This is a genomic window from Planctobacterium sp. R6, from assembly GCF_055755215.1.
Genome location: NZ_JBVTQY010000014.1, coordinates 40,641 through 57,946 on the forward strand (window position 1 = coordinate 40,641; position 17,306 = coordinate 57,946).

Here is a 17,306-nt window from a genome sequence, read left to right on the forward strand (position 1 = left end):
CTTTATGCTAGAGCAATTTAAATCCGAACTTATCGAACTTGGCCGTTACCTGCTGGATCCCAACAAGCGCCTGTTTTTGGGATACATCGCAGGGGCGCTGATATTCGCTTTGTGGGTGTACATTGCTCAGCAGCGCAAGGTTAAAAACGATAAGGGCTTTTTTTACTACCTGTTCAACCCTAAAGTCTGGCTGCATAAAAGCGCCGTACTGGACTATCAACTGTTTATTGTGAATCGCCTGGTCCGCGCGTTTTTGTGGGCGCCCCTCATTCTTACTATGGTGCCTATTGCGATGGGTCTGAGCGATGCACTGGAATGGACTTTCGGACGAAAGCAATTGCTGACCGGTATCGAAAACGATGCCATCGTCATATTTGTTTTCACCCTGGTGCTGTTTCTGTTTGACGATTTCACCCGATTTTTACTGCACTATTTATTACACAAAGTCCCGTTTCTTTGGGAGTTTCACAAGGTGCACCACTCAGCACTGGTACTGACTCCCATGACAGTGTACCGCTCACATCCGCTGGAGAGCTTCCTGTACGCCTGCCGCATGGGTCTGGCGCAAGGCTGCGCTGTAGGAGTCTGCTATTTCCTGTTTGGTCCGACCCTGTCCATGGCGGATATTTTAGGGGCAAATGTATTTATATTTTTGTTCAATGTGATGGGCTCTAACCTGCGTCACTCTCATGTTAAATGGCGTTGGGGTGACACCCTCGAAAAGTGGTTTATCAGCCCGGTACAACATCAAATTCATCACAGCCGTCAGGTGCAGTTTCACGATAAAAACTTTGGTACAGCACTGGCCATCTGGGACCGATTATTTGGCACATTAGTACTGTCCGGCAAAACGCGCTTTTTGTTGTTCGGGCTGGATAAAAAGGAGCCGTCACACAAATCGTTACTGGATGCGTACGCCAGACCATTTATCGCTTGTAAAAACCGCTTACTGATCCGAAAAACCAGACTGCCGTTGTCCGCTAAAATCCCGGAATGAGTGCCGCCATCGCGGTGAACAAAAGCAAGTCAATAGAGCGTGCTGATCTTTGCGCTACAATTTTGCAGCCGGTCAACCCGCTCTAGTTTTCTGTCCCAACTTTTTCATCGGAAAATTGTGCCAATGCCCTGGCAGCCTGTTCAAAATTCTCACGATTGCGCTCGGTTTTTAAAATCTGATTCAGTTTCTGGCTAACCAGTTGCTGATGCTTTTTCTGTTTTGACAGCGCTTCTATCGCGCGTTTACGGGTGCCATCCCGCTGGCTGTTTTGCGCCAATTCAGACACCACCTGAAGATCCTTTTCATCCAGCTCAAACTGAGCAATCGCGCCCAGCACTTCCCCCTGTACAAAGCCATCCGTTTCCCGGTGCAGCATATAATTCAATGCCTGCTTAGCTTTTTCAGACCCTATCTGACCTAAGGCATAGGCTGCATTGGCCCTGACAGAGGCGGAATTATCGGCGATATGATTGGTTACCGTATCCGTGACACTTTCGTCATAAGTATTACCCAGTGCTGCCAGATAAGAAGCTTTGTCCCGTTCGTTCTCAGCCAAGAGTAATCTGTCCATCATCTCCACTGTCAGAAGCTGCGAAAACTCATTGTTTTCGCGGCGATTAAGCATCGCGCCAAATGCCATCAGCGACGCACCACGCATATCGGGCCTATCCGGAAAACTGTTTTCCTCAATGCTGTTTAGCAGGCTTTCTGTCAGTGCTTTAGTCAATGGTCGGGTTCCCTGAGTTAATGCCTGAATAGCGCGGAACCGCGTCGCGTATTGCAACTCCTGTTCATTCATCAAGGCCACCAACAACAGATTGCTGCCGGGACTGTCCATCAGACCAAGCGCGTGAAACAAGGTCATTTGTTGCGCTTCACTCAAGGTATTTTCACGAAAAAGTTGCTGTAAAACTGGCAATACAATGTCAAAATTTTTCAGCACACTGAGTAATTCATCAACGCTTATAGCTTCAAGGTCAATTTCAGCTAATGTCGCCAGTAAGACTTCGCGCATTGCAGCGAGTTCCGCTTCTGTCAGATTAGCCGGTTGTTCGGTTTTTTCTGCCCAGTGATGAATATCAGCCGGCATTTGCCACAATAGGGTATTGGCTAATTGAGAGTTAGTCTCGAAGCTAAAATACTGTTCGGTTTTCGCCGTGTATTCTCCGCTAAAAACGTCTATTTGCAGCTTTTCCTTTCCCAGGGTACGTTTTAGCCAACATGCTGATGGGTGAATTGTCTGTGTAGATTCCAGGATGTTTATCTTGTCTAACCTGGCTAACCGGTTGGGTTGCTTTTTGACAGGTTGCTCGCTGAGATAGCGGGCTTTTTGTTTTAACAGGGCATTGTCCTGCTTTTGATAACTCACTTCGTACAAACCGGAATTGTCGCGCTCCTTGTGTATCCAGGGGCCAGCAATGTCAGCGTGATTAAACTGTAGCGTATAGGCCAGACCTTTGAGTTTCTTTTGTTGTTGCTCTGTTAAAGGCTCAAAAAATTTAAATGGTCCGAGTAATCCATCGTTTTGGCGATATACCGCGAATGGCCGCGCAAATACCGGATCTACCTGAGGCATCCCATCCGATTTTTCCAGGACATTGGTAAAATGTAGTCCCCACCAACGGCCCGATTCATCCCGATTTAATGCTTTAATGGACAGATAACCGGAAAGGTGATGATGGTTATTAACGACTTGTCCCATGTTAATTTCAGCGTGCGTCCGGGTACTGAAAGAATAACTGGTACGGCAGTCTGTGTTGGGTCCGGACTCACCAAAGCAGGCAGGTCCGAACCCCAACAGCCCCAGGATAATTAAGGTTCGGTTATTCATTACAGCGAAAAGGTGCCACTGTGGTTCAGAATATCAAACTCTGTGGAATAAATTCCGGGCGTTTCGTAAATCCAAAAATACTTTGCCGTAAAGTCGATAAACCAGGGGGTAATTTTAGGCCAGGGGCCCTCAGCGTAAACACCAATTCGACCACGGATCACGTCAATCTGATCGTGTAATTTAAAACCATAGCCGATTTGCTCATCAGTCAGCATTTTGGAAATATCAGCATAGCCATCCAGCTTAAGGGTGTTTTCGATCGCTTTAAGGTTCACTGCGACACCTGCGTTAAACTTAGGGACTCCCAGACCACCGCGGGCAATAGCGCCGACATCTACTTTCGCCACATTGCTCTTAAACGACAGTCGTTGCTCGTTACTGTTGTTGCTGTATTTGATCTCAGTCAACTGAAAACCGAAACTGCCGCTAATACCGGCCGCCACAGTAATAGGAATAAACTTGATCCAAAAGTTAGCTTCTGCCAGCATTTGCTCTTTGGGAAACGTCAACGCTGGCAGGGAGATACTGATTTCTTCTTTCTTCTCGAAATTCTCGTAAACCTTGTAACCCAAAACATCAACGCCAAGGTAAAACTCCGACTCCTTACCGTTTTCCAGGTAGCCGGTTAATTCCGCCCGGGCGCTGGTGATATCCACGTCATTTTCAAATATAGTAACGCTGATTTTGCCACTGGCCTCGATAGATGCTGATTTTTCAGGAAAATTACCCTTCACTCCCCCGCCAAAAGCGACACCGGCTTTAACTTTCTTGGGATCACCATATCCGGCTCCGAATGAACCCGTTAACGAAGGATATAATTCCTGTTGGGCGCGGGCAGCGAACCTGTCACCGGTTTGTGCCTCCGGTGTAAATACAAAATAAGGGACGCTCAATAATCTGATGTTGTTGCTGAGATCTTCATCACTGTCTCCCGTGGTATCATTGATGGTGAGCCTCAGCGAGATCTGGCTCAACTCAGTATCGTTGTCGGCCTGTTCCAGCAAATACGATTCCGTCAGTGTGGCTAATTGCTGATCAGTGAAGGCTATCTGGAAAGCGACGTGTTCGGTGGCTTCTTCTTCAGAAGACTCTTCAGGCAAGCTTTCATCGATACTGTCCTGAATAGAATCGCCGTGCTCGTAATCCACTTCAAACAATAACGGTGAATCACTGCCTAAAACAAACTGATCATTAGCATCGTCCCAGTGCAGGACTTCTTCGTATACACCATTGATCATGACCTCAATGGTTAATTCAGCCTGATCGGCGCTGAGATCGCTACCCATATATCTGGCATCCATATAACCGGACAGGTCAATGCGATTTTCACCAGCTAAGTCATCATTTGCGACGTTATCCAGCACGACTACATCGGAGCTGATCTCGGCATAAACAATTTCAAAATCGTTGGCAGCATTGCCAATTGCTATCAGCTCGTAAGGAGCATCTGAACTCAACAGCGCGTCAAAGTAAGCTTCCACTGAGGTGTTGAGCGTTTCGTCTCTTTGTGTTTCTAACTCCGAGGCATCCACCACGGTGTAGATACGATAATCCCCACCTTTTTGAACATTGGGCACAATAAATGTGGCGCTGGCAATGTTACTACCTACCTCAGGTGCTTCAAGCCAGGCCATACCTAAAAAGTGGCTGTCATAGGTACCGTCATCCATGGGTGTCTCGCTAACCAGATGAAAACTCAGGTCGATACCATTTTCAGCAATATCATCTTCATCCAGACTTCGCACTTCATAGGCAAAATCCAGTTGCAGGGTATCCAACTCCGCATATTGAACCAGTGAATTGGTATCCAGGTCCGTAATAACGACGTTTTCTTCAACCGTCGGTAATAAAATGGGTTCCGGTGTTTCTTCAACAACCTCAGGGGCAGGATCATCGGAACCACCGCATCCACTCAGGCAGACAAGCAACATACCGACAGGTAAGGTTTTCAATAAATAATGATTAAGCGACATATCAGGTTAGCTCCAGAAAATACGCATGTTCAATGCAAGTAACCTGAGTATATCAACGCCTAATCGGGGTAAATTGTAGCTACGTACTTAATAATTGTCTCTCTGTCCTTTTTTACGCTGAAAGCGATTTCATCCAGTCAACGAAACGGGTATTTTCATCAGGCACCACAAAGTTTTGAGGCACATTAGAATCATTGGCAGACATTTTCACTTCCGTCGGTAAAATACCAAAATGCGCTTTAAAGCTTCTGGAAAATAGTTGGTTACTGGAAAATCCCGATAAATACGCAATTTCCTGAATCTGAGATTGAGGGCGACTTTTTAATAAATTAAATGCCAGTTTTAGACGTCGACATTTCACTAAATTCATAACCCCACCCCAGGATTCGCAGAGCCGATACAAATAAGTGCGTGACACTCCAACGGCAGCAGCAATAAAATCCGGTGTAAGCTGGCTATCAATATGTTTGTCTATCACTTTAATCACCTGAATCACCTTTGCAGAATCTGCGCCCGGGCGATGCATTTCATTCAGGTGCTGATTGCACACCAGCAGTGATGCGATTAGCTCAATTGTCGGCTGCGTTACTGCCTGCGCTTCTTCAGTCGACATGCCAGCGGCATTGCCAAACAGGGTCAGCATGTAGCTTTTTATGACTTCATTGATGGCAGTACCGGATCTGAACACCCGATTGTGTAACTGCTCTGCATTGGGGATCAGGGCTTCAAGTTGATACCGGGGAATAAACAGATTCAGGTTTTCAAATTGATAACTGGCGTTGCAACCATCACTGGCAATTTGTGCTTTGTGAACCTGCAATAAATCCAGTACCTGAATATCCCCTGGGTAGACATTCAAACAACGATCATCGAGCAAAATTTGATTGGTACCGCGAACGTACAATTGCACCAAAAAGTGATCCATGCCACTTTGCACTATCTCTTTGGTTCCCCGACTAAAAGACTGTCTGAAAGAGTGGCAATTCGACATCATTAAGCCACCAATGAGATAGCTATCCACCCTGGTATCACTGTCGAAAAACATCACTTCGGGAGGCAAATCTATTGAAAATAGCGCGGAAATAGCATCCTGCCAGAGCGGTATTTTATCCTGAATATCGATGGTGCTGGTGGAAAAAATGGTTTTTGGTATTGTTCTGTTCATGGTCAACTTCCCGGACAGCTTAATCAAAAGAATAAACTGCTTATAATTCGCCTTCCCTGCAGTCCCTTGTAAATACACATTGTGTTTTTACACTCTCCACAATATATATAGAACACTATGACATTTTCGCTATATTAAAAATTACAATTGATAAACATAAATAGCAACACCGGTTTAACACCAATAATATTTTTCTAAAAATCCATCAATTCCGTGGAAATAATAACTCATGTATAGAACAGATAAATCGCTCCACACTGGCCAGTAAAATAATATCTGAAGCCATAAATATCATTTTCACAGATATCTAAGTAACTAGCGGGTGCGTAAGCGAAACTCACCTTAGCCGTTGCCAAAACGATGAGACACAGTTCCCGGGGACTCAGTGATATGAGCACCTATTGCTCAGCCTGGCCCCTGGCACACACGGTCACTCCGTCTAAACAAACATCGGGCGTTGCACGGCCGACTCAATTCAATGCTTCCATTTTCGCGTCTACAGCAAATTAGCATACGATGCAGGGAAGCCATTTCTGGACAATTCCGGAATAACTTCCGCTGGTATAAGCTTCTGTATTCGTGTTTGGATGTTATCAGGTGGTGAGATTCATTTAGTATTGGCTTAGGTCTGATCTACCACAATTCAGCTGATGGTCACTTTATCCTTACCGGTATTTTTTGATTCATAAAGAGCGATATCAGCGTCTTTGATTTCTTTTTCGAAGTCGATGTCGGCATCATGAGCGCACACTTTCATCCCTATGCTGGCGGTAATATTCAGGCTCTGTTGTTCATTGATTGCCACTTCAAGGTCACGGATCGCACTGATCAATCGGTTGGAAAACCCGTCAAGTTCGCTGTTTTTGCCAATCGTTAACACAAAAGCGAATTCTTCTCCGCCGTAACGACAGAAGGCATCATCAGCGCGAAATAACGCCTGTAATACTTGTGCCAGTTCAATGAGCACTTTGTCACCAACATCATGACCATAGTTGTCATTGAGCAACTTAAAATCATCAATATCAAGCATGCCAAAAGCCAGCGCCTCGTGTCTGCGCTGACTGGATTTCACCAGGCGATTGACGTGATCAATGAAGTAACGACGATTAGGAACATTGGTCAGTGGATCATAAAAGGCTAACTTTTCTAATCTGGCTTTCGCCATTTGCAATTCAGAAGTGCGTTTTTCAATGGATTTCTCCAAATCACGTTTCAGTACTTTCAGATCCTCATTGCGTTTTTCCAGCTGCTCAAGGTGAAACTTTTGTTTAGAGATGTCCCGCTCAATAGCCGCAAAATGGGTAATATCACCATATTTATTTTTCAGCGGAATGATGTTCATTTCAACCCAGTAAGGACGCCCATCCGAATCGTAATTCAGTAGGGTTTCATAGATTGGTTGGTGTTTTTCAAGCGCAGCGTGAATACGGGTTTTTGCATCCTGATCGGTTAACGCTCCCTGTAATAGTCTGGGGGTTTCACCCAGTATCTCTCGCTGGCTGTATCCGGTCAGTTTTTCGAAGGCCTTGTTCACATAAACAATTTTGGGGCCGGTGGGATACTCAATATTTTCTGCTTCGGTAACAATCACCATATCCTGGGTATTTTCGACAATATCCTGAAAGGAAAATAATTGCTTGGTGTCAGAAATATCGTTGAAGGTCACCACAATAAAACCGCTTTCTTCTCCTGGCTCACCTTCATGGTAGGCGTTAACTAAAAACCAGCTAATGTGGTCGCTACTGCTGTCTACCACGCCAACAATTTCATTTTGCAGGCGATCACCGCGCATTTTAACTTTGTTAACCGGGTAATCTTCAACCAGCAACTTTCGCCCGCCTTCGTCCAAAAAGCTCCATTGTGGGTCATAAGCATCTATACCTATCATCTGCTCATAGCTCAATCGCATCAATCGCAACGCAGTGGGATTCGCATATACAATCGATGTATCCCAGCGATGAATGACCACGCCGATATGGGCATGTTCTAACAACTTCTTTAAATTTAAGGCATCGATATCAGACATCAGTAAATATGTTTAGCAATTCTTAATACAGTGTAGACCACCATCAGCAAGAGGGGAAAACGCGTATTATCCGGGTTTGGGTTAGTGTTTTTACCGAAGTGCTTGTTTTTTAGATTATTTATCGAATTCCACTTGTCTAAATGTTCATTATTTGTACTATACTAACGCTATTATTGGAGATTTGGGCAGGATGGCCATTGGTTAGATTAATCATTCAGATAATTTATTTATCATTACTCACAGCGCTGGTTACCGGTAGTGTAAACAGTTATGCCAGGCAACCCATCATCAATCTAACTTATTGTGTCGATACCGATTGGTTACCCTACGAAGGCTTGCGGGATGGTCGCCACACAGGCATGTCCAGAAACTATCTGGACCTGATTTCGGCACACTCAGGGATAAACTTCTCACTGCTTAAAACCGCATCCTGGCTAGACTCATTGCAACTGCTCAAAAGTGGTCGATGCGACGCGACTCCGTTTTTAAACGTTACCCCCAATCGCTCGGAATTTCTGACTTTCAGCGACATCATATTCAAAGCGCCTAACGTCATCATTACCCATAGCGAGGGCACGCCCATCCCTAACCTGGCCATGATAGAAAACGAAAAAGTTGGTGTTGTTAAAGGCTATCGACAGCATGAATACATCACCACCCGCTTTCCCGATGTGCCTATCTATGAAGTCCCCAGTGAACTCGCCGGGATCAGACTGTTAGCCGCTGGGGATATTGACGTCATGGTGGGTTCGATGCACACCATTTTGGAGCACATTCAAACCAATGGTTTACACGATTTGAGGATCACAGGCTGGATGGGCCTGGACGACGAATTACGGCTGGGACTCAGCAAAAGTAAATCCGTCCATTTACCGGCCATCAATGCCGCGATAAAGCAGATCACTGCCCAGCAACACAATGAAATCTATCGTCGCTGGAACAATGTTAAAATTATTCGCGAAGTCGACTTTTGGTTGATGGCAAAAATCATTCTGCCCATTGTTGTGCTGCTGATTATTTTAGGGATACGTCATTCGATTGTGGTGCGCTACCGGGACAGAATTCAGCAAAAAAATAACGCCCTGGAAAGCCTGCAATCGGCACTGAAAAAAAAGAACGACAAACTACACTATTTATCCACTCATGACCCGCTCACCGATCTGTTCAATCGGGTGCAAATTACCATTGAAGCCGAAGAGCATATCAAGCGCAAGAAACGCGGTATCAACGATTGTGCTTTGGTATTTATTGATATTGATGACTTTAAACATCTGAATGACCACTATGGTCATAACATTGGCGATGCCGTATTGGAACAATTTGCCAATATATTGAAAAAGTGTGCCCGGGAAACCGACATCATTGGCCGCTGGGGTGGCGACGAATTCGTTGTACTATGTCCAGGTGCACTAAAAACTGAAGCAGAGAATTTTGCTCAGCGATTACAAAAGGAGCTGGAAGACACCATTTTTAGCCAGGGAGTCAGCGTGAGTTGTAGTATCGGCTTAAGCGAAGTGTTGAAAAGCGATACCATTGACAACTGGTTAGAAAGGGCAGACAACGCCATGTATCAGGCTAAATCTTCCGGTAAATGCTGCATTAAGGCCGTTTGAGGGAGTTTCAGCATTTAGCCGTGCTTACAGCTTATTTCGGATCAGTTCTGTTACGGGGAAACCAGGAAGTGCGTTGCAATACGGCCACAAGCACTTCCGCCTTTAACGCTCAAACAGCGCGGTTACGCCGCCGGCACCATGCAAAACGCGTTGAGTTTGTTGCCATCCAGATCCCGAAAGTACCCGGCGTAAAAGCCCGCGCTGGCATCTTCTGGTCTGAAACCAGGTTTGCCTTCACAACTGCCCCCCAGTTCTAATGCCTTGTGATAAAACGCATCGACCTGTTCCGGCGACTCAAGTACCACCGCCACCATAGTGCCATTGCCGGCAGTTGCCGCTTCTTTGTTAAACGGCAGTGTTACTGATATTGCCGGTTCATTTTCGCCCTTTGACCAGGCAATAAAATAGTTGTCTTCCTCCATAAAACGCGCAGCACCGATGGTTGCCAGCAATGCATCGTAATATGCGCCAGATTTCTGTAGATCCGCAGTACCTAATGTCACATAGCCAATCATAAATTTCTCCTTTCAGATGATGATGAATTCGGGTTCATCATACTCCTGGTGCTGTGACAGAAAGTGTCAGTAGTCATTTGAATTTGCAGCTCGAGTAATCGGCCCCTCACAACATTGCCGCCGCGGTATAGCCGACACCATTTTACCGACGCTGAGTTGCCCCAGCTAATATGCAAAGCGCCGCTGTTTTTCTGGCTGACAGAGTGTCCCCTTTAAAGCCGTTCTGACTTACCCGGCCGCACGGATTTCAAAGTGTTGACGACTTCCTGAAGGTAGTCATTATCATTGAGAGAGTCGCCATGGTATTCGGGCAAGTTTTTAATATTGCCGTCACTGAGACTGGTTTTGAGTGCCTGGTCAGCCCAACTGATTTCTTCTATTTGCTCAGGCAGCATGAAGACCTTGCGCCCGCCGGGCAACCAATCCCGGGTATCCAACACTAAATAAGCAATCGACCAATTGTCAGTGTTCAGGACAAAGTCATGCACATGGCATTCGGCATCATCAGTACCACAAATGAGGTAATGCTGTATCTCTTTGACCGAACGCAGATGATTGGCATTGTCATCTTTCGCCCGCTTCTGTTCTGCCTTTCTGGCATTGGCTGATGGGGGTTTGACAAGATCAGTGGGGTAGGCATATTCTCCCCAGGCTCCCGGCCCTACCCAGTAATGACCAAATCCAAAATAATTAAAATATTCTCGCTCGAATTCTCGGGATACCGGCTCATTGGTGTCTGTTGAAGGCGCAGATTTAACCTGCTCTTTAGTCAGATCCACATGGATTTTTTCATCATCCTGAACAACATTGTTTATCGAAACGGGGCTGATCAGTACCTTGTGACTCAGTGGCAACCAGGGATGCGTATCCACGGTTAAGAAGCGGCAGGTCCAAAACCTGTCGTCAAATAATAAATCATGGCACTCGCCAATCGCACCATCAGAAGCCTGAATAGCATAGTGGCGTAACGAATTAACACTGAGTAGCATAACCTGCCTCCTGACCCGATTGGTCGTTTCTACATGCTCCCGAAGAGGTATATCCGGGACCGGTTGACCTGGGTTGCCTGTTCATGCAGTAAAGCGCACCAGGCCCTGTGTACAACTGGTTGCTTCTTAAAATTATAATAGCCAACAGAGGTGAAAACTCAAATCCTGAGCCGTTTTCAGCGTCGTCAGGTTGCCCCCTGTAAGAAAAGAAAACAGCCCAGGGAAAGTCAGCGATGCCTTCCCTAAGCTGACGGCTAAAAAGCAAGCCAATCAGAAAATATTTAAGCCAAAGATGTCTTTGACATCAAACAGGATTTTTTCGGTTTTATCTCTGGAGCGCTGGCTACCTTTCACTAAAATGTCAATCAGTTGAGCCTTATCATTTAAAAACTCCGCTCTTCTCGCTCTTATGGGTCGAAGGATGTCCTGCAAACAGGCTTCCAGTATTTTCTTCGTGGTACCATCGCCCAGACCTCCACGCTGATAGTGTGCTTTTAGTTGGCTGATATAACCTTCATCTGGGTGAAAAGCATCGAGATAGGTAAACACGACATTTCCTTCTATTTTGCCGGGATCTTCTACTCGCAGGTGATTAGGATCGGTATACATGGATTTTACCGCTGCCGAGATTTCTTTTTCGGTAGCCCCGAGATTAATGGCGTTGCCCATCGACTTCGACATTTTATTTTTCCCATCCGTACCAGGCAAACGTGGGGCGTTACTTAACAAAGGGGCACATTCATTAAGTACAGTGCGCCCGGCGAGCGCGTTAATCTTTCTCACTATTTCATTTGACTGTTCGAGCATTGGCAATTGGTCATCCCCGACAGGAACCAGTGTGGCGTTGAAGCCAGTAATATCGGCCGCCTGAGATACTGGATAGGTTAAAAAGCCCGCCGGAATGGAGCGTTCAAATCCTTTGTTGTGTATCTCACTTTTGACCGTTGGATTTCGCTCCAATCGACTGATTGTGACAAGATTGCTGTAATACATAGTCAACTCAGCAAGCGCGGGGAGTTGTGATTGAAGACAAATCGTTGTTTCAGAGGGATTTATACCAACAGCCAGATAGTCAGCCACCACATTGAGAATATTAGATGATACTTTTTTCGGATTGTGGGCATTATCAGTAAGGCCTTGCATATCGGCCACAAGAATCGTTTGCTCATGAATAGCCTGCAATGCAACACGCTGTTTTAAAGAACCGACATAATGGCCTAAATGCAATGGCCCGGTGGCTCTGTCGCCAGTTAAAATAATTTCTGATTTTGCAGTAGCTTGCTTTGTGTTCATGGGGGATCTCCAGGTTAGAACAGATCACTACTGGAGATACAAAAGAAATTACAGTCTCAGCTACCTTCCAGCAGCTTAAGAATGTAAAAATTCAGCGCCGCTCTAAGTAGAGCGCCACCAGGAAAATAATGATAAAGGCATTAAAATGTATTTCATTTAACCAATATTGCCAGAATTATTTCGAAATTCAATCGACTCGGGGTTAATTTATAGCAGTTACATTTTAAATGCGAAACAGAACAAGGCTTACAGGAAGTAGTCAGGGCACTAATTTATCCAGGCAATTTTCGTTTCAGGATTGGCAATTCCGGGTAACACACAACCGTTTCAGATTTCGACGTTATTGCTGGCCTGCCCCCGCGATGATGTCCGGATTCGCTCAACTCACAATTTGCTTCTGTATCTCAATGCCCAGTCGTTTTGCCATACGCACCAGATTTGAACGATCCGTGTTTAGCTGTCTGGCAGTGGCCGCCCAGTTCCCGTCGCATTGCAACAGCGTTTGCCTGATAAGATTGCGTTGAAACAGGTCGGTTTGCACCTTAATGTCCATTGGCAGCTGCGCAGCATTCGGTGTTATTTCTGATGAAGAGGCAACTTCGGGGGCATCAACTATTTTATGACTGCTTAAATCGCCACAATGTTCCGGGTTGATAGTCACAAACGGCAGATTGTGCTGATCATAAGCGGCCTTTAAGGCGGCTCGCGAAATAACATGTTCCAGTTCCCTGACATTACCTGGCCATTGATACTGATTGAGATAGGCGATACAACGGCTGCCCAAATTTAGCTGCTTCAGACCCAATTTACGACGAGACTGTTCCACAAAAAAACCAGCGAGCAGCGCAATATCATCGATGCGCTGTCTGAGCGGCGGCACCTGAATAGGGTAAACACTAAGACGATGGTACAAATCAGCACGAAAGCGCCCCTCACCCACCTCTGAGGCTAAATCCCGGTTGGTGGCCGCCAGTACCCGCACATTCACATGCTGAATAGTATCCTGTCCCACGGGTTGAATCTCATTAGATTGCAATGCTCTCAATAGTTTGCTTTGTGCGCTTAGCGGCATCTCTCCAATTTCATCCAGAAACAGGGTTCCGCCATCAGCCAACAGAAATTTACCGGCTCTGTCTTTGTCCGCACCGGTAAATGCCCCTTTTACATGGCCAAACAGTTCACTTTCAATCAGGTTCTCAGGTAGCGCCGCACAATTGACATACACCAATGGTTCGTTCGCCCGGGAGGATTGCAGGTGCAGATGCTTAGCGATCAACTCTTTACCCACCCCGGTTTCGCCGAGGATAAGAACACTAAAGGGTGAAGCAGCCACCAGACTGATTTCTTTTTTTAACTTTTTCATAACCGGACTTTCACCGATTATTTCATGCCCTTCGCGGGCCAGGCTCTCATGATTGAGTTCAGCCACCAGCAAATGAGAGCGAGCATTTCTGAATTCCAGTTCATCCAGCATCAGGGCGATTTTTAAGGTTGAAGCGGCAATCGCTGAGATGATTTGTAGCTTGTTTTCGGGTAAATCATCAAAAGCCGATGGCGTTAAACTATCAAAGGTGAGCACCCCAATCAGAGATTTGGCAAAAAACAGCGGGATACCCATACAGGCATGGATAGGCAAATTGCCTTTGTGGCCGGTTAACAAGCCATCATAGGGATCAGGCAACGGACTATCAGCTGCAAAGCGAACCGGACATTGAGACTCCACAATCGCGGTGAATCTGGGGTGAGCTGCAATACTAAAGCGCCGCCCCAGCGTGTCATGAGTTAGCCCTTTCTGCGCCAGAGGTTTTAGGGTTTCACCTTGTATTGCCAGTAGCACGATGGCGTCACAAACAATTAATCCCGCCAGAGTGTCCAATAATTGCTCAAAACGATCGTGATTGGTTAATCCGGCTACCTGTGCTGTAGCAAAGTCTAACAGCGTTTCTGAAGTAAGTTCCATACCGAATCCATTTGACCCTTTCAGGTCATTATAACCTATTCATAATCAGGTCTAAATGACCTTTTTTAAGTAAATTGAAAACAGCCTGACACGCTATCTATTTGTTTTTTATATCCTTTTAAATGTGGCACAAGAATTGGTATAGCAAAACCAGTTATTACTGCATACAAGAGGATTTACACCTATGGCAACCTCACTCGCAAACCCGATTACCACTGTGCCCATTGCCACAACTGAGCAACAAGACCCATTGAAAAACTTCAGGCTTTGTTTGCGTATCGGTAATGGACTCATGATCGCTTCTTTGGTGGCATTTATTGCGGCGATATTACTCGGTTATCAGTTTAACCAGCTGATACCAATGCAAGTTGAAATTGCGGCTCATATAGCCTCTATGATCTTACCCGGGTTATTTAAAATAGGGTATGTATTGCGCTGTATCGGACGCAAGCATCTCGGCAAGGTGGTGTAGCTTTATGACCTCCCTGGCTAAACTTTTGATGCACATTCCGGGTATCCAAAATCACATTACCCATTGGCCTGTGTGGCAACTGGCCTTTCGCTCCTGTTTTTTGTTGGCCACAGTGGCTTCATCCCTGTCGTTAATCTACTGGCTGGGCATGCTAAGCGGTTGGTGGAGTCTGCCCGGCAATGGTATGTCAGCTATTGTCTGGCATTTACACGAAATGATTTTTGGTTTCGCGGCGACAGTAGCCATTGGCTTCTCACTCACAGCTGTACAAACCTGGACCGGATTACCCAGTTTGCAGGGCAGATCTGTAATGCTGTTAGCCGGTCTTTGGCTGTTGGCCAGAATTGGTTTTTGGCTTAATAACCCCGACAGCTTGCTGATGGCCACTATCGCTCAATGCCTATGGTGGTACTGTTCTATCTACGCCTTTACCAGGTTGTTATTTTTGTCAGGCAACCGACGCAACTATTTGCTGATCCCAATTTTCTGCGCGATGGCTCTCGTTAATCTGATAGTCATTCTTGCGGACTTTAACGGATTTACCGGGATGGCCTTGCATCTGGGCCGAACTATGGTGCTGATGTTTACCTTGCTCATCGCCATTATTGCCGGTCGCGTAATTCCGTTTTTTACCGAACGCGGCATTGGTCTAATCAAAATCACTAAAACCCAAACCCTGGATCGCATCCTGATGAGTGTGTCGTGCGCCGGTATTGTGGTTTTTACATCCGGGTATTTTTACCCGCTGCCAATTTCACCGGCACCACTATTGATTGCTGCCGGCACCTTGCATCTGGTTCGACTAGTGTTCTGGTTCAAGCCGGGCATTTTATCACGTCCGTTACTGTGGTCATTGCATCTTTCCTACCTGTTTTTAGCGGTTGGTCTTATTGCAACGGGTCTAAGTTTTCTCATAATCCAACTTTCACTCAGCGCCGCATTACACCTGATCACGGTCGGTGCCATTAGTTTAATGATACTTGCCATGATGAGTCGGGTTTCACTGGGTCATACCGGCAGACCGTTAACTCCCGCGCCCTGGATAAGTGTCGCTTTCATTCTGTTAGCGATAGCAGCAGTGATCCGCAGCGCCTTACCTGCACTGGGCTATCCGCTGTTAGCCTGGCAACTAAGCATTGCGTTGTGGGTATCGAGTATGTGCCTGTTTTTAAGGTTCTATTCACCCATTTTATTTTCGCCTAAACAATCCAATTAAGAGGTAAATCATGCTCACGCAAAAGCACATTGATATCGTAAAAAGTCTGGCTCCATTACTGGATGAAACCGGAGCGGCATTAACCGACCATTTTTATAATCGGATGTTTCTTGAACACCCAGATCTAAAAAATATTTTTAATATGAGCCACCAGGTCTCCGGGACTCAAAAACTGGCCCTGTTTAACATCCTGGCCGCCTACGCCAGGAATATAGAAACGCCGCAGGTACTGCAAAGAGACGTTGAACGAATCGCCCATAAACACACCAGTTTTAACATAAAACCTGAAATGTACCAGATTGTGGGCCACCACCTGACTGAAACTCTCAGAGAACTCACCGGCGAATTGTTTACTGCCGAGGTTGAAGAAGCCTGGCGTGAAGCCTATTTGTTTCTGTCAGAATCCTTTATCAACCGCGAGCGTCATTTATACGCTGACAAAGGCGGCCAGATCGGCGGCTGGCAGGACGCCCGCCGATTTGTTGTAAAAGCAATTCAGCAGGAGTCTGAACTGGTGAAAAGCTTTACGTTTGTTCCGCAAGACACTGGACCAGTACTTGATTACAAAGTAGGTCAATATTTGGGCATTAAAGCGCAACCACCCGCCCATCCCTATACAGAAATCAGGCAGTATTCCTTGTCCGATAAGCCCAATGGTCGCAGTTACCGTATTTCGGTAAAAAGAGAATGCAACGGCGTACCAGGGGTTGTTTCAAATTATCTGCATGACGAAGTCCAGGTCGGTGACACCATTGAGCTCCATGCCCCTGCCGGAGACTTCTTTTTTGAAGATCGAAAGACGCCGGTAGTGCTGATATCTGCAGGGGTTGGTGTCACTCCCATGCAGGCAATTTTGGAACAATTGTCGGCTGACAATTATGCGCAAGAAGTCTATTACTTACACGCGTGTGAAAACCAGCATCAACACAGTTTTTCAGATCGCACTGAACAAATTGCACAGCAGCATGATTGGCAGGCGTATACCTGGTACGCAAAGGAAGCATCGGCTAAAGCGTTTTATGGCATGATGAATTTTGAACAGGTCAGGCTTCCCTACGGCCAGGCCCACTTTTACCTGTGTGGGCCTGTGGGTTTTATGGGGTTTGTCAAAAAACAGTTACTAAATCAGGGAGTCGCCAGCAACCGTATTCACTATGAAGTCTTTGGTCCCCATCAGGATCTCTAAATTAACCCCCTCCACCTTTGGTGGCTTTGTCACTGACAGAGCCACCGGAGCGTAGAGTAAACACTCATAT

At 46.0% G+C, this 17,306-nt stretch carries 13 protein-coding genes; 5 read left to right on the forward strand and 8 right to left on the reverse strand.

Features of this window, described 5'->3' with window-relative positions; translation table 11 throughout:
• The first annotated feature begins 4 nt into the window (after positions 1-4).
• Entirely contained in the window at positions 5-997 is a 993-nt protein-coding gene (locus AC0J20_RS11070) for a sterol desaturase family protein (RefSeq protein ID WP_473021681.1), read from the forward strand.
• A gap of 82 nt (positions 998-1,079) precedes the next feature.
• On the opposite strand, the gene AC0J20_RS11075 is transcribed toward AC0J20_RS11070, so the two are convergent.
• From AC0J20_RS11075 to AC0J20_RS11090, 4 genes are all read right to left on the reverse strand, one after another.
• The gene (locus AC0J20_RS11075) at positions 1,080-2,828 is read right to left on the reverse strand and encodes a HEAT repeat domain-containing protein (RefSeq protein ID WP_473021682.1); all 1,749 of its coding nucleotides are present in this window, start codon (positions 2,826-2,828) and stop codon (positions 1,080-1,082) included.
• Entirely contained in the window at positions 2,828-4,801 is a 1,974-nt protein-coding gene (locus tag AC0J20_RS11080; RefSeq protein ID WP_473021683.1) for a hypothetical protein, read from the reverse strand. The genes AC0J20_RS11075 and AC0J20_RS11080 overlap by 1 nt, the downstream gene beginning before the upstream one ends.
• A 112-nt stretch (positions 4,802-4,913) precedes the next feature.
• Positions 4,914-5,966, reverse strand: coding sequence for a helix-turn-helix domain-containing protein (locus AC0J20_RS11085; RefSeq protein ID WP_473021684.1), 1,053 nt, complete (start codon positions 5,964-5,966; stop codon positions 4,914-4,916).
• A gap of 643 nt (positions 5,967-6,609) precedes the next feature.
• Positions 6,610-7,992: a sensor domain-containing diguanylate cyclase gene (locus tag AC0J20_RS11090; protein WP_229529985.1), complete on the reverse strand. Its 1,383-nt coding sequence runs from the start codon at positions 7,990-7,992 to the stop codon at positions 6,610-6,612.
• 197 nt (positions 7,993-8,189) lie between these two features.
• Here AC0J20_RS11090 and AC0J20_RS11095 point away from each other — a divergent pair, with 197 nt between their 5' ends.
• On the forward strand, positions 8,190-9,605 hold the full coding sequence (locus tag AC0J20_RS11095) for a diguanylate cyclase (protein WP_229529984.1): 1,416 nt from the start codon (positions 8,190-8,192) through the stop codon (positions 9,603-9,605).
• A gap of 122 nt (positions 9,606-9,727) precedes the next feature.
• Here the strand turns inward: AC0J20_RS11095 and AC0J20_RS11100 are convergent, their stop codons facing one another.
• The 4 genes from AC0J20_RS11100 to norR all read right to left on the reverse strand — a co-directional run bounded on the left by AC0J20_RS11100 (position 9,728) and on the right by norR (position 14,362).
• A complete protein-coding gene (locus AC0J20_RS11100) occupies positions 9,728-10,120 on the reverse strand; it encodes a VOC family protein (protein WP_229529983.1) in 393 nt (130 codons plus the stop codon).
• Between the two features lie 212 nt (positions 10,121-10,332).
• Positions 10,333-11,109 carry a PRC-barrel domain containing protein gene (locus AC0J20_RS11105; protein WP_473021685.1) on the reverse strand — a complete coding sequence of 259 codons (777 nt, stop codon included), beginning with the start codon at positions 11,107-11,109 and terminating at the stop codon, positions 10,333-10,335.
• Positions 11,110-11,379: 270 nt separating this feature from the next.
• Entirely contained in the window at positions 11,380-12,402 is a 1,023-nt protein-coding gene (gene trpS, locus AC0J20_RS11110) for a tryptophan--tRNA ligase (protein WP_229529981.1), read from the reverse strand.
• Positions 12,403-12,781: 379 nt separating this feature from the next.
• Positions 12,782-14,362, reverse strand: a complete 1,581-nt coding sequence (gene norR, locus AC0J20_RS11115; RefSeq protein ID WP_473021686.1) for a nitric oxide reductase transcriptional regulator NorR — start codon at positions 14,360-14,362, stop codon at positions 12,782-12,784.
• A 184-nt stretch (positions 14,363-14,546) separates the two neighbouring features.
• Between norR and AC0J20_RS11120 the strand changes: the two genes are divergently transcribed.
• From AC0J20_RS11120 to hmpA, 3 genes are read left to right on the forward strand one after another with little or no spacing between them, the layout of a single operon-like run.
• Positions 14,547-14,834, forward strand: coding sequence for a hypothetical protein (locus AC0J20_RS11120; RefSeq protein WP_473021687.1), 288 nt, complete (start codon positions 14,547-14,549; stop codon positions 14,832-14,834).
• A gap of 4 nt (positions 14,835-14,838) precedes the next feature.
• The gene (locus AC0J20_RS11125) at positions 14,839-16,050 is read left to right on the forward strand and encodes an NnrS family protein (RefSeq protein WP_473021688.1); all 1,212 of its coding nucleotides are present in this window, start codon (positions 14,839-14,841) and stop codon (positions 16,048-16,050) included.
• A 10-nt stretch (positions 16,051-16,060) separates the two neighbouring features.
• Positions 16,061-17,236, forward strand: a complete 1,176-nt coding sequence (gene hmpA / locus AC0J20_RS11130) for an NO-inducible flavohemoprotein (protein WP_473021689.1) — start codon at positions 16,061-16,063, stop codon at positions 17,234-17,236.
• Positions 17,237-17,306 lie beyond the last annotated feature (70 nt).

Coding starts and splice junctions, on each gene's coding strand:
- hmpA (WP_473021689.1), top strand. CDS start 16,061: ATGCTCACGCAAAAGCACATTGATATCGTAAAAAGTCTGGCTCCATTA.
- AC0J20_RS11105 (WP_473021685.1), bottom strand. CDS start 11,109: ATGCTACTCAGTGTTAATTCGTTACGCCACTATGCTATTCAGGCTTCT.
- AC0J20_RS11080 (WP_473021683.1), bottom strand. CDS start 4,801: ATGTCGCTTAATCATTATTTATTGAAAACCTTACCTGTCGGTATGTTG.
- norR (WP_473021686.1), bottom strand. CDS start 14,362: ATGGAACTTACTTCAGAAACGCTGTTAGACTTTGCTACAGCACAGGTA.
- trpS (WP_229529981.1), bottom strand. CDS start 12,402: ATGAACACAAAGCAAGCTACTGCAAAATCAGAAATTATTTTAACTGGC.
- AC0J20_RS11085 (WP_473021684.1), bottom strand. CDS start 5,966: ATGAACAGAACAATACCAAAAACCATTTTTTCCACCAGCACCATCGAT.
- AC0J20_RS11100 (WP_229529983.1), bottom strand. CDS start 10,120: ATGATTGGCTATGTGACATTAGGTACTGCGGATCTACAGAAATCTGGC.
- AC0J20_RS11090 (WP_229529985.1), bottom strand. CDS start 7,992: ATGTCTGATATCGATGCCTTAAATTTAAAGAAGTTGTTAGAACATGCC.
- AC0J20_RS11125 (WP_473021688.1), top strand. CDS start 14,839: ATGACCTCCCTGGCTAAACTTTTGATGCACATTCCGGGTATCCAAAAT.
- AC0J20_RS11070 (WP_473021681.1), top strand. CDS start 5: ATGCTAGAGCAATTTAAATCCGAACTTATCGAACTTGGCCGTTACCTG.
- AC0J20_RS11120 (WP_473021687.1), top strand. CDS start 14,547: ATGGCAACCTCACTCGCAAACCCGATTACCACTGTGCCCATTGCCACA.
- AC0J20_RS11075 (WP_473021682.1), bottom strand. CDS start 2,828: ATGAATAACCGAACCTTAATTATCCTGGGGCTGTTGGGGTTCGGACCT.